This window comes from Gemmatimonas sp. (assembly GCF_021298855.1).
Classification (GTDB): Bacteria; Gemmatimonadota; Gemmatimonadetes; order Gemmatimonadales; family Gemmatimonadaceae; genus Gemmatimonas.
Genome location: NZ_JAJTHI010000014.1, coordinates 17,891 through 31,157 on the forward strand (window position 1 = coordinate 17,891; position 13,267 = coordinate 31,157).

At 69.7% G+C, this 13,267-nt stretch carries 6 protein-coding genes; 3 read left to right on the forward strand and 3 right to left on the reverse strand.

Annotated elements, in window-relative coordinates; genetic code table 11:
- The first annotated feature begins 117 nt into the window (after positions 1–117).
- Both LW840_RS06075 and LW840_RS06080 read left to right on the forward strand, forming a co-directional pair.
- Entirely contained in the window at positions 118–1,131 is a 1,014-nt protein-coding gene (locus tag LW840_RS06075) for a hypothetical protein (protein WP_291276613.1), read from the forward strand.
- Positions 1,132–1,235: 104 nt separating this feature from the next.
- On the forward strand, positions 1,236–3,494 hold the full coding sequence (locus LW840_RS06080; protein WP_291276614.1) for a prolyl oligopeptidase family serine peptidase: 2,259 nt from the start codon (positions 1,236–1,238) through the stop codon (positions 3,492–3,494).
- 117 nt (positions 3,495–3,611) lie between these two features.
- Here the strand turns inward: LW840_RS06080 and LW840_RS06085 are convergent, their stop codons facing one another.
- Together LW840_RS06085 and LW840_RS06090 are read right to left on the reverse strand one after the other, a co-directional pair.
- On the reverse strand, positions 3,612–6,545 hold the full coding sequence (locus tag LW840_RS06085) for a gamma-glutamyltransferase (protein WP_291276625.1): 2,934 nt from the start codon (positions 6,543–6,545) through the stop codon (positions 3,612–3,614).
- Positions 6,545–8,491: a peptidylprolyl isomerase gene (locus tag LW840_RS06090; protein ID WP_291276615.1), complete on the reverse strand. Its 1,947-nt coding sequence runs from the start codon at positions 8,489–8,491 to the stop codon at positions 6,545–6,547. The genes LW840_RS06085 and LW840_RS06090 overlap by 1 nt, the downstream gene beginning before the upstream one ends.
- 98 nt (positions 8,492–8,589) lie before the next feature.
- Here LW840_RS06090 and LW840_RS06095 point away from each other — a divergent pair, with 98 nt between their 5' ends.
- On the forward strand, positions 8,590–10,398 hold the full coding sequence (locus tag LW840_RS06095) for a M28 family peptidase (RefSeq protein ID WP_291276616.1): 1,809 nt from the start codon (positions 8,590–8,592) through the stop codon (positions 10,396–10,398).
- A gap of 115 nt (positions 10,399–10,513) precedes the next feature.
- Here the strand turns inward: LW840_RS06095 and LW840_RS06100 are convergent, their stop codons facing one another.
- Positions 10,514–13,174, reverse strand: a complete 2,661-nt coding sequence (locus tag LW840_RS06100) for a prolyl oligopeptidase family serine peptidase (RefSeq protein WP_291276617.1) — start codon at positions 13,172–13,174, stop codon at positions 10,514–10,516.
- Positions 13,175–13,267: the final 93 nt, after the last annotated feature.

Genomic DNA, 13,267 nt, shown 5'->3' on the forward strand with positions numbered 1-13,267 from the left:
GGGAGCGCGGTGCTCTCTGGCCACGCGCCGTTTTCCGGCGGCCATGTTCGCCGCGACGTCGCACTCACCCACCGCGGGCCCCACACGTGGCAGTATGATTGAGGCATGTTGAGAGGCATGTTGAGAGGCACGATCAGGGGCGTGTTGGCCCGCCGGTTTCCGCTCCTCGTTCCGCCACTGTTGGCCGCCTGCGGCGCCAACGACCGGTCGGCCGGCCACGAGGGCGTCAGTGCGCTGCAGGTGAAAGAGGCCCCGTTGCCATTGGTGCTCTCACCCCCTGATGGCGCTGGTGCGCAGCGTGGCCGTGCTGCGGGTGCGCCGGCCGTACAGCTGGCCATCGTGCCCCGATCCACCAACGACACGGATGCCGACGCGCGGCTGTGCGCCGTAATGGCCGGTGCATCGCAGTGGTCGGTCGCGCTTCCGTTCCCGTGGCCCGTGGACAGCGTGGCCCCCCGCCTGCTGCGACGTGTCGTGCGACGTGGCGATGTCGAGGGCCTGCGGTTCGTGGTGCCCGGTGTTCGCGCCCAGTATGTCTTCGAAGGGTTCACACGCGACGGATCGCGGCGCGTGAGCCTGCGTTGGCCGGTCTCCAGTGACCCCGCGTCACCTGTGCCGGTTGGCGCACCCGACAGTGTGATCGAGGCCGCGTTGCGACCCCACCCGGCGCTGCTCGATTCCACGGTGGGCGCCCTGCGTTTCGCGCCGTCCGTCGAAAGTGGTTGGCCCACGAAGCCCACGGATACGGCGCCGCTGGTATCCCAGGCGGTCACCGATGATCCGCCACTCCCCGTGCACCGCATGGAACTGCGTCACGCCTGCCCGCAGGCGACGTACCTGCTTCCCATGCTGGCGCGGGCCGATCACACCGTGCGCGTTCCCGTCGATTCGGGCGACCGCCTTACGGCACACGCCACCGTGCCGAACGGAACGCTGCGCCTGCAGTTCGATGAGGCACCGCCCGCCGGCGTGCCAGTGCCGGCTCAGAGCACGGCGCGCACCGACATCGAGGCGACGTCCACCGGGGTCCTCACCCTGCGCGTGCAACTGCAGGTACTCCCCAAGGTGCAGGCGGCGCGTCAGACCGTATATCTCAGCGTGCAACGCTCACGTCCTGCGTCGCGTCCGTGACCTCCTCGCCACGTCCTGTCATGCGTCCTTTCCCCGTTGGCTTCGGAAGCGCCCGCCGAATGCAAGCCTCCCCTCGTCATGCGTGGTGGTGCACCTGCACTCTGGTGGCGCTGTCCACCGGGCTGCTGGCGTCGCTGCCACATACGGCCATCGCGCAAACTGTGCCCACACCCATGGCGGGCCAGAGCATCGAGCCCTGGTTGGCCCCCCCCTCACCGCTCACGCTGGCCTCTGCGAAGCGTACCGACCGGCTCGCGTTCATGGTGTACGAGCGGGGGCAGCGCAACGTGTACACGGCCGCGGCGCCCGACTTCACGCCGCGCGCGCTCACGCGTTTCCTCGACGACGACGGCATCGATCTCACCGATGTGAAGATCTCCGACGACGGGCGCGTGGTGGTGTTCGTGCGTGGCACGGCGCCCAACCGCTGGGGGTGGGTCGCCAACCCCAACCACGATCCGGCTGGTGGTGATCGGGCCATCTGGGCCGTCCTGACCGCCGGTGGCCCGGCATGGCGGGTAGCCACGGGCGCGTCCCCCGAGCTCTCACCGGACGGACGCTGGGTGCTGTTCACACGCGACGGACAGATTCATCGCGCCCGGGTGTCGCGCGCGCGGCCGCTGGCGCCCTCGGACACGGGTGGCGCGCCACTCATTCGCCTGTGGGGGCGCAACGGGTCGCCGCGCTGGTCGCCCGACGGCAAGCGCATTGCCTTCGTGAGTGAACGCGAACACCACAGCTTCGTAACGGTATACGATGTCGCCTCGCGCACCGTGCAGTATGTGGCGCCGGGGGTGGACTGCGATGGCGCGCCGGTCTGGTCACCCGACGGGCGGTACCTCGCCTTCTCGCGCACACCGGGTACCCCCTTCGGCCTGCAGCGTCGCACGCCACCGGGCAATGCCAATCCCGCCGTGGGGTGCGGCACCGGCTTCGGCGCGCCGGCGTCCACGCCGGTCACCGAGGGGCAGGCGAATCTCGTGCGAGCACCCGGGTTCTTCACGTCCATGCTGCCGGGGGGATATCGTCTCGCGCTCATGGTCGCCGACGTGGGCGGGGCCAGGAACATCACGTCTCCCCTCGTGATGGCGCAGATTCCCGCGCGCGAAGTCTGGCACAACGCGGTGGGCGATTCGGTGTTCACGTCGCTGGCCAACATGACCTGGGCCGGCAACGCCATTGCCTTTCCGGTGAACGTGCCCAAAGACGAGTGGGAGCGCTGGTACGCGGTGCCCGCCACGGGGGGCACGCCGGTACGCCTCACCACCACCGACGGGCTCATTGAAGACGCCACGAGCGTGGCCTGGTCGCGTGACGGCGGGCGCACCATGTACTACACCACCAATGCGGGGGACATCGAGCGCCGCCACATCTGGGCCGTTCCCAGCGATGGGGCATCGCCGCCGGTGCGCATCAGCAGCGGCGACGGCGTGGAAACCCACCCGCAACCGCTGGCGAGCGGCAGGCAGGTGGCGGTGCTGTACTTCGGCGCGCGTACGCCGGCCTCGGTGGCGCTGGTCCCCGCGAGTGGCGGGGCACCGCGCATCATCTACCCCACGCTGCCGCGCGACTTCCCCACCAGCGCCCACGTGACGCCGGAGATCGTGAAGACCCGCGCCGAGGATGGCCTCGAAATCAGCAACCAGCTCTTCCTGCCGCGCGACCTCAAGCCGGGGGAAAAGCGGCCGGCCATCGTGTTCGTGCACGGTGGTCCGCGCCGGCAGATGCTGCCGGCGTACCATTACATGCAGTTCTATCACTGGTCCTACGCGGCCAACCAGTGGCTGGCCGATCAGGGGTACGTGGTGCTGTCCATCAACTACCGGCGCGGCGTGGGCTACGGCAAGAGCTTCCGCGATGCCCCCAACGCGCGTGACCGTGGCAACAGCGAGTACCTCGACGTGGTGGCGGGCGCCAAGTACCTGCAGCAGCGGCCCGATGTGGACGCGGCGCGCGTGGGCATCTGGGGGCTGTCGTACGGCGGGCTGCTGGCCGCGCAGGCGCTGGCGCGCCACAGCGACATCTTCGTGGCCGGTGTGGACATGGCCGGCGTGCACCACTACGACTACGCGCTCGACAGCACCAGCTCCGGCTTCCGCTCGGCGGCCATCGGCGCCATCGACACGTGGAAGAGTCCGGTGTTCCTCGTGCACGGCGACGATGACCGCAACGTGGACTTCGCGCAAACCGTGGGGCTGGTGCAGCTCCTCCGTGCGCGCAACGTGTACCACGAACTCATGGTCGTGCCCGACGATCTGCACGAAAGCATGCTGCACGCCAACTGGATCGACACCTTCGACCGCATGGGCGTGTTCCTCAAGCGGTTCGTGTGGAATCGCGAGACGCCACCGGCGCTGCGCTGACGGCGGGGAGCAGCTCGTCGGAGACGCGGAGATACGGAGCAGGGCACATCCGCTTTGCAGCGCGCTGCCACTCCGTGCCTCCGTACCTCCGTGCCTCCCACGATCAGTTCCTCTCGCCTAGCGCACCGCCCCCGCCGCGCCCGCCCGTCGCGGGTCGGCGCCGGCGGTCACGGTGCCGCGCCCCAGGCGAATGGCGGCGCCGTAGCCCTCGCGCAGCTCGCCGCGCGCCGACACGAAGGTGAGGTCGTAGCCCAGAGTGCGCAGGCGGTTCACCACCTGCGGCGCGAAGCCGTCTTCGAGTTGCAGGTTGAACGGCGGCGACGCGGCCGCCCCGCTGCCTGGAGGGGCGCCGCCTCCGCCGGGCAGGAAGCGTGGCAGCTCGAGGGCCGCCTGCGGACCAAGCCCGAAGTCCAGCGCGCCAATGAGTGACTGGTACACGGCGCTGGTGATCCACGCGTTGCCGGCCGCGCCCACGGCAAACACGGGGCGCGAACCCTCGAAGGCAATGGTTGGTGCGAGCGTGCTGCCGTGACGCGCGAAGGGCAGGCGTGATCCGTACTGGGTGGGGTCGGTGCCGTAACTCGTGAGCTTGTCATTGCTCAGGAAGCCCAGCCCCGGGGTCACGTAGAAGTTGCCGCCCCACGTCCCCAGCGTCTGCGTCACCGCCACGGCGTTCCCGTCGGCATCGGCCACCGTGTACGCAGTAGTGCCCGCGGCATGGCACACGGTCATTTCGCGCGCGTGCTCGTCGCCGCAGGGGCTGGCGTCATCGTGGGCGGCGGCGTCGGCGTACGCCGCATCGCCGGCGCCTTTCTCCCCTGCCGGCGGCGGCGCGGTCGGCCGATTGCGCAGGCACTCGAGGGTATCGCCGCGCACCAGGCGCGGGGTGAGCGCCCGATCGGCGTTGTAACACTGCCACCGCACCTTGGCCGTGTCCTTGTCCACGATGCTGGCCACGTCCACCGGCCACATGGCCGGATCGGCAATGCGATTGCGTGATGACGGCGTGAGGAACCACGCGGAAAGCATCGCGTGCAGCGTGGCGGCATCGTCGGTGTACACCCGCGGCGACGGGAACTGCTCCAGCAGGTTGAGTCGCGCCACGAGGTCGGCCCCGCCGCTCACCGGCGGCGCCCCCGAGCACAACCGATAGCGACGGTACGTGCCGCACACCGGTTCGCGCTCGTTGGCGAAGTAGCGCGCCAGATCGCTCACCTTCATGGCGTTCCCCTTCGCGCGCAGATCCCCGGCGTACCTGGTGGCCACCTCGCCCTTGTAAAAGCCGTCTGCCCCCTTGGCGGCAATCTGTTCCAGCACCCACGCCAGATCGGGGTTGCGAATGGTGTCGCCGCGCTGCAGCGGCTCACCGTTGCGGAAGAACAGCGCTCGGCTGCCCTCGTACTTGGCGAAGTGTTCGCGCTCGGTGGCCAGCGTGGTGGCCAGACCGTCACTCACCGCATAGCCGGTGCGGGCCGCGCGAATGGCCGGCTCCAGCAGCGCCGCCCACGGTACCTTGCGGCTGCCGTAGCGTTGCCACGCGAGATGCATCCCCGCCACCGTGCCCGGCACATTCACCAGCACCGGCCCGTCGCTCGGATACCGCCCGTTCACCAGCAACGACGTATTCGACAGCCCCCCCTCTTCGGGCACGCGACTCATGAACTCGATGAGGGTGGGCTGCTTGCCCTTGAGCGCAATCACCATTTCGCCGTAGCCCCCAATGCCGCTGGCGTCGGGCTCCACCACGCCCAGCGCAAAGCTCACGGCCACGGCGGCGTCGATCACGTTGCCGCCGCGTCGGAACATCTCCAGCCCCGCCTCGGTCGCCACCGGGTGCGCGCTGGAGACGGCAGCGCGGCCGGAGGCGTCGGCGCGCAACGGGGGCCGCGCCGCCAGCAGCGCGTGAATGGCTGCGTCACGTGCGCTGTCGGTGGGCGCGGCGATGGCCTGCGGCCGGAAGCGGGCGCGAGCCTGCTGCCATGCGGCGCGCGAGGCGGCGGGCGCTTCCGCACCGAAGTAGAGCCGCGCACTGCGCTCCCACACCCGATCGAACGCCGCCGCGTTGGCGGCCGCACGATCGATGGCCACCGGTCCTGCCACCGCGATCTGTCCAACGTCCGGCGCCAACGGTGCCGGCAGCCGGATCATGCGCGGGGCGGCAAGCCCCTGCTGCTGCACGGTCCGCTCGTGCGCACTGCGATCCACCCCGCGATCGGGGTCGCCATTGTAGCCAACGGTCACGTCACGCACTTCGGCGATCGTCACCAGGATGCCGTCCGGTGACCAGTCGAGCTCCCCGTGACGACGTGACAGCAGGTTGGTGTAGCTGGTGCCGCTGGCGGGCACGATCACCACGCCGGTGCGGGTGGAGACTGCCACGCGCTGCCCGTCGGGCGACAGCGCCATGTCTTCAATACCGGCGTCGCTGAACACCACGCGGTCGTTCACGATCACGCTGCGGGTGGTCTCGGTGAACACGATGTACGCCGCCACCGAGCCGTCGGCGCTCAGGCGCGGCCGCTTCTCCGTCTGCTCCCGCTTGCTGAGCCGGCGCTCGGTGGTACTGCCGGCGTCGATCGTCCAGATGCGCGACTCGTTACCGAGGCCGCGCTGAAAGAGCAGGCGCCCGCCGGCCGCCACCGGCGACACGTCATGCGCCGTGCTGGTCGTGACACGCCGCGTGGCGCCCGTCAGCTGTCGCCCATCGGGGGCAACGGTGCGGGCGAGAATGTCGTACTGGCCCAGCGAATCACTGGCCCAGTACAGCGTATCGTGCTGCCACGTGGGGTCACGATGATAGGCGCTGCCGCCGGTGAGGCGTGTGGCCGGCTCGCCCGCCCGCTGCGCGTACAGTTGACCGTCACGCTGGAACACCAGCACCCCGGCGAGCGATGCCGCTGGACGACGGGCTTCCACGACCAGCGAATCGGCGGTTGGGGGCTGCTGGCGCGCCGGAGGAACGCCCTGCGCCTCCGCCAACGAGGCCGCAGCGGCGCACAGCGTCAGCATGAACGGGGCAGCGGCCTGCACTCCACCGGGGAAGCGCCGCATCACGACGCCCCGCGCGTGAAGGGACGTGCGGGGAGCGCCGTACGCACGATTCGCACCGACTCGATCACGTCGCCTTCCTGGATGCGGTCCATCACATCGAGCCCCTGCAGAATGGCCGCGAACACGGTGTAGTCGAAATCGAGGCGCACGTTGTCGATGAGGTTGAAGTAGATCTGCCCGTCGCCCGTATCGCGCCCGCGCGTGGAGATACCCAGCGTGCCGCGCCGGTTGCTGGCGCCCACCTCGTCACGCATGAAGTACGACGTGGCCGGATCGTATTCGTCGGCCCCGGGGCTGCCCCCCTGCACCACGAAGTTGGGCACTACCCGGTGCAGCGTGCGCCCCGCAAAGTCGCCCCGTGCGGCCAGGCGCACGAAAGACACGACCGCCATGGGGGCACTGTCGGGCAGCAGGGCGAGGGTCATGCGCCCCTTGCCCCGAATGGTGAGCTCCACGGTCGCGCCGTGCAGCGCGCGCAGCTCCGCCTCGCCCACGAACGGCGGTGGCACGTACGGATCGGCGGTTGCACTCCAACCGGGCAGTGCCTCCGCCGCCAGACGCTGGATCTCCGGATCAGCATCGCGCACCCACTGCCCGAGCCACAGGCCACTCACCGGCGGGTGCACGTCGCGGAAGCGCACGAGGTAGCGCAACAGCGCCACACGCGGATCGCGCCAGGTCACCGGCTGCGCACGGCTGATGCGTTCGAAGGCGCGCGCTGCGGCATCGGCGTGCCGCGTGTCCAGGGTCCCGCCGTCGGCCGCCTTACTCAGGAAGCTGGCGCCGGCCAGCACGAGACCGGCATGATCGCGGCCAAGTGCACGGACCGCGTCGTCCGCCGTCACGATCGCTTCGAGTTGCACGTTGGGGTTCGGGTCGCGGGCGAGGAGCCGCAGCGTGGCACTGTCACGCGCCACCATCGCCGCGCGCGCCGCCCACGCCCGCGCCTGCCACACCGGGTCGCGCGACAGGCGGGCGAGGTGGCCCCGCGCGCTGTCGGCGTTCACCCGCACCAGCGCCGCCACGGCGTGGGCGCGCGTACGCCAGTCGCGCTGTGGCTGCAGCAGCGGGCGCAGCAGCGCCAGCGCATCGTCGGCGCGGCTCAGGCGATCGATGGCCATGAGGCGCACATGCTCGTTGGTATCACGCAACGCGGTGGTCAGCTGCGCCGTGGTGAGCGGCACCGAAGGGCGCAGCATTTCCATGCGCACCAGTGGCGACGGATCACGCAGGGCGTCGGCAGTGGGTTGGACGAGCACGGCGACGCGGCGCACCTGCGGGTCCGGGTCGGCGCGCAGCGCCGCCAGCCAGGCGGCCGACGGGGTCGAGCCGGCGGGGCTGGCCAGCAGGGCCGCGTGGCGGGCCAGCGCGATGAGGAGTGACAGCGCACCGTCTGCCTCACCGCGTGGCTCCTGCAGCCGCTCCAGCATGCTCGTGACCGAGTCGGCGGGAGCCAGGGCGCGGCGATGCCGGCGATAGAACACCTCGAGTCCGCGGGCAGCACCACGACGTACGACGATCGCGTCGTCGCGCAGTCCGGCGGCAATACGGGCCTCCCATTCAGCCGTCGCCGGCACTGACCGCCCCATCGTGGCGTAGGCGGCGGCGCGCACGGTGGCATCCGGTTCCTGGCGTGAGGCCGACAGCACACTCCAGCCAACCCCCGGCACCCGCATCTGCGCGCTCGCCAGCAGCACCTCGCGACGTACCGACGCGGCCGGCGACTGCAGCAGCGGCATGAGCTCCCCCATCAGTGCCTCGCGCTCCATGCGCCCCACGGCACGCACCGCCAATCGCTGGACGATGGTATCCCCCCGCTGCAGCGCGGCGCGCAACGTGGACAGGTCGGCCCCGCGTGTGTGTTCGGCGCGCAGTACCTCGTACGCGGTGGGGGAAGGCGGCGCCGCCGTGGCACCCTGAAGCAGCAGGAAGGCGAATGACCACATGGGAGTATCCGGGAAGAAAGAAATGCCTGCGCCAATATGCCCGGCGCGCCGACCGCGCGGTACTTTCCGGAACTGCCCCGATCCCTCCGGAGACTCCCATGTCATTCCCCCGACTTTCACGCATTGCGCTCGGTGCGTGCCTGCTCCCCGCATTCGCCGCGACCGCCTCGTCGCAGGGCGCGTCGCGGGTCAATCGCTTCGGCAATCCCGAGAAGCTCAAGCCAGCGCCCACCACGGCACAGATCACGCCGCGCGATCTGCAGATTCGCCTCTACCAGTTTGCCGACGATTCCATGATGGGGCGTCAGGTGGGGCGGGTGGGCAATCGCAAGGGCACCGACTTCATCGCCGCCGAACTCAAGCGACTCGGCCTCGTACCGGGCGGCGTGAACGGGACGTACTTCCAGAATCTGCCGTTCCATCTGCGCAAGTTCACGGAACACTCGCGCGTGACGGTCGACGGCAATCCGATGGCGTGGAACACCCATGTGGTGGCGGTGCCGGGGCTGCGGGCACCGCGCCCGGTGAACGATGCCGAGGTCGTGTTCGGTGGCACGCAGGGCGATACGACGTTGCAGATCCCCGCCAGCGCGGCGGTGGGCAAGTTCGTCGTGCTGCTGCCGCAGCCCGGCGGGCGTGGCGGGCAGGGGCAGGGGTTCGCGGTGCGACCGGGGTTCACGCCGCCCCCCTCCCGCTTCGCCGACGCGGCGGCGGTGGCCATCGTCGATCTCGACAACCTCTCCCCCGCGCAGCGCGTGGCCATCAACGAGCCCACCGTCGCGCAGCAGGTTGCCCCGCCGCGTGGAGCCGCGCCGGCCGGTGCCGGCGCCGTCTCACCGGCGGATTCGCTCGCGCTGCTCCGGCGCGAGCTCTCGGCGGCGCAACCGCAGGGCACCTTCCGGCTCACCCGCGAGGGAGCGGCGCAACTGTTCAAGGGGCAGCCCGTCGAAGCGCTCGCCCCCGGTGCGCGCGGGGGCGTGGTCACGGCGTCACTCGACTTCGTGGAGTTGCCCACCGACTGGGCGCGCAATGTCATCGGGATCATCCCCGGCAGCGATCCTGTACTCAAGGCGCAGTATGTCGCCATTGGCGCCCACAACGATCACGTGGGCTTCACCACACCGGTCGACAAGGACTCCCTCAAGGCGTTCAACGATGCGCGCAATCGTCTGCTGCTCGCCAATGACATGAAGCCGCTGGGCCCCGAGCAGATGGCGCAGATCCGCGTGAACATGGACAGCATCCGCCGGGTGCATCCCACCCCTCGACTCGACTCCATCAACAACGGGGCCGACGACGACGGCTCGGGCTCCATGGGCGTGCTCGAGATTGCCGAAGCGGTCATGGCCATGGCCGTGAAGCCCAAGCGCTCCCTGATCTTCGTGTGGCACACCGGTGAGGAAGCCGGGCTGCTGGGCGCGGCGCACTTCACGCGCCACCCCACCGTGCCCATCGATTCCATCGTGGCCCAGCTCAACATCGACATGATCGGCCGTGGGCGCGCCGAGGACCTGCCGGGTGGCAGCGACGACTATGTGGCCGTTATCGGCTCGATGTTCGACTCGAAGGATCTGGGCGAGACCGTGGCGCGCGTGAACACCAGGCAGCCCCGGCCGCTCGCCCTCGATTACAAGATGGACGAGCCCATCGCCTGGGCCGGGTACAACAACATCTACGCGCGCAGCGATCACTTCCGCTACGCGCAGCAGGGCGTGCCCATCGCCTTCTTCTTCACGGGGCTGCATGGGGACTACCACCAGCGCACCGACGAGCCGGAGTGGATCGACTACCCGCACTACGCGCGCATCACGAACTACATTCGCGACATCGCCGTGGACGTGGCCAACGGTCCGCGCCCGCGCCTGAACGGCACGAAGCCCGCCAAGCCCAAGGTCATCGTGCCGTAGGGACACAACAGCACGGAAGCAGGGGGCAGAAGACAGGGGGCAGGAAGCAGAACCGTCTGCTCCCTGCCCCCTGCTTACTGCCCCCTGCCACCTGCCACCTGCTCGCTTCGGCTCGCTACATCGCCTTCGGCGCCTTCGGCTGGTTGGCGTTCTTCACGTACTTGTCCAGCCACGCCACCCAGCGGGCCCACTGGTCGAGCACCGTCTCGCGCGCGATCGGGCCGTGGTCCTCGTACGGGTACATGTACAGCGACGTCGTCTTGCCGAGGCCCATGAGCGCGTGATACATGCGCACCGAGTTGATGGGGTCGGTGCCCACGTTCTGGTCCTCGGTGCTGTGGTACATGAGCAGCGCGCCGTTCAGCTGGTCGGCGTACAGGAAGGGTGACATCTCCAGGTACGTCTGCCGTCCCTGCCACAGGTCGCGCCGCTCGCTCTGGAAGCCGTTCGGGGTGAGCGTGCGGTTGTACGCGCCATCGCCGGCAATGCCGGCCTTGAAGAACGGCGTGTGCACCATGGCATTCACGGTGCTGAACGCCCCGTAGCTGTGTCCGCCGAGGCCAAGGCGATGGCGGTCGATGATGGCGAGGGTGTCGAGCGCGTCGATGATGGCCGATAGATTATTGCGCAGATCCACGACGTAGTTGTCGTTCGGCAGTTGCCCTTCGCTGGCGAAGATGGGGGCGTCGGGTTCCACCACGGCGTACCCCTGTGTGACCAGGAAGGCGAGCGAGCGCGGCCCGTAGGTGGGAAAGCGGCGCTCGCGCGCGGCGTTCTGCGACGCGGCGCGGTCGTAGCCGGCCTGATTCTCGTACTCGTACGGATAGAACCAGAACATCGCCGGCAGGCGCGTGCCCTCCTTGTAGCCGGCCGGCAGCGTGACCTTCACGTTGAACTGGAAGCCATCGGCACGGCGGGCGATCACCGTCTTCTTCACCGCCGCCGACAGCTCCGGCATAAGATCCACGTTGCTCGTGAGCGGCTTCGCGTCCTTGCTGGCCAGCGTCAGCACGTACGACTGCGGTACCATGCTGGCGCTCTCGCGCTGAATCACGGCCTTGGAGAAGTCGTCATCGAGTGGCGCCGAGATGGTCTCCACGAGGCTCGCCTCGCTTTCGTACAGGCGCGCGATGCTGCCCGTCTTGATCTCGATCTTCTCCACCCACGTGTTCTGCACCGTGGCGCTGTCGGCGGCCGAGCCGATGCGGAAGACGAACTTGCCATCGGTGGACACCACCACCACCGGTGCCCCCTTCCTGCCGGGGCGGGTGACGAGACCGTCGGCGTTGCGGCCGCCGAAGCCGCCACGCACCTGCGTGGTGTCGGCGCCGCGCCGCGGCGTGACCACCGTGTACTTGGTGTTGTTCTCGGTGAGGAACACCGCCTGCTCGAACGTGCCCCCCGTGCCCTGTTCGGTCACGAAGAGAATGGTGCCGGCGTCATTGAAGCGCGTGGCCGTGATGCGGTTGGCGGTTTCGTAGAGCACCGCGGCGCTCGTCGAGTCGAACGGGGCCTTCCAATGCATGAGGCGGTCGTTGCGGCGCCCTGTCGCCGCGCTGTCGCCGCGGGCGGCCGGGGCACCGGCGGGCGCGTTGCCGGCGGCGCCGTTGCGACGCGCCGCCACGGGCGCCACCTGCAGGTAGAGCAGCCCCGGCGCATTGGGGTGCCACTTGAGGTCGCGCTTGCTGGTGTCCACGGCCGTGCGGCCACGCGTCGCGGCATCACCAGGCTCCTCGCCGGTCCGCATGGCGCGCTTCGCCACTTCGCGCACCACCGCGCCGGTGGCATCGAGGACCACGTCACGCGTGCCGAACTCGTTCACCTGCAGCACGTACGAGAAGGGCTTCTCCACGTACGTGACCTTGAAGTACTGCGCATCGGGGGAGGCGTCGATCCCGCGGATGTAGCCGGGCGCGCCGATCTTTCGCACCGCGCGGGTCTTCGTGTTCACCACGGCCAGCTGGCCGTTCATGTGATAGGCCAGCAGCTCCTTTTCGTACGGCGTCATGACGAGGTCGGCGTACGTGCGCGTCTTGAGCTTGGCGCCCTCGTTCACGCGGACCATGGGCCCGCTCGCGAGGACCGGCTCCTTGGGTTCGGGGCCGCGGCCGTCGGGCACGAGCACCGTGATCAGCGACTGGCCGTCGGCCGTCCATTCGGGCGCCGTGACCGCCGTCGCGAGCACCGTGCGCGGCGACGCGGCGCGCGCCTTGCCGGTGGCAGCATCAGCCACCCACAGCTGCGTCGCGTCGTCGTACAGGGCGAAGAAGGCAATCTCCTTGCCATCGGGCGACCACGTGGGTGCGGCCACGCGCGCGCCCGCGGGAGCGTTCACCGTGACCTTGCGGCCGGTGCTCCACTCGGTGACCTCGAAGCCCACGCTGCTGCGCATGGTGAGCGCCCGTTCGCGGTTGGCGAGGTGGTCCACCTGGAATCCGCCCAGGTTGTGGTGCGCCTTCCCCACGTACTTGAGCTGCGGTAGGCCGTCACTGAGCGGCCGCATGAAATACTGACGGGCGCCGGGACTCGGGTTCGTGAAGCTCACGTTCCGGTCGCGAGGCGTCGTGACGAGCCTGGTGATCGCCTCGGGGGGCGTCACGTAGCCTTCGTCGGCGATCAGCTCGCCCTTGGCACCCGTGGCGCTTGCGGCGGGGCCGGCACTGTTGGTGGCGCCGCCGGTGTTCTGCGCGGCCAGCGGCCGGACGGCCGCAAACGGGAGCGCCAGCAGGCCCGAGAGGGCGAGCAGGCGCAGGGACTCGATGGAGGGCTTCGGCACGGCGTACGGCCTCGAAACGGAGGGGGACGGGGTGGGGCTGCCCACATAGCTTACAGCACTGTCCCGCGCTTGTCGCCAATTCCTGCAGGAGCA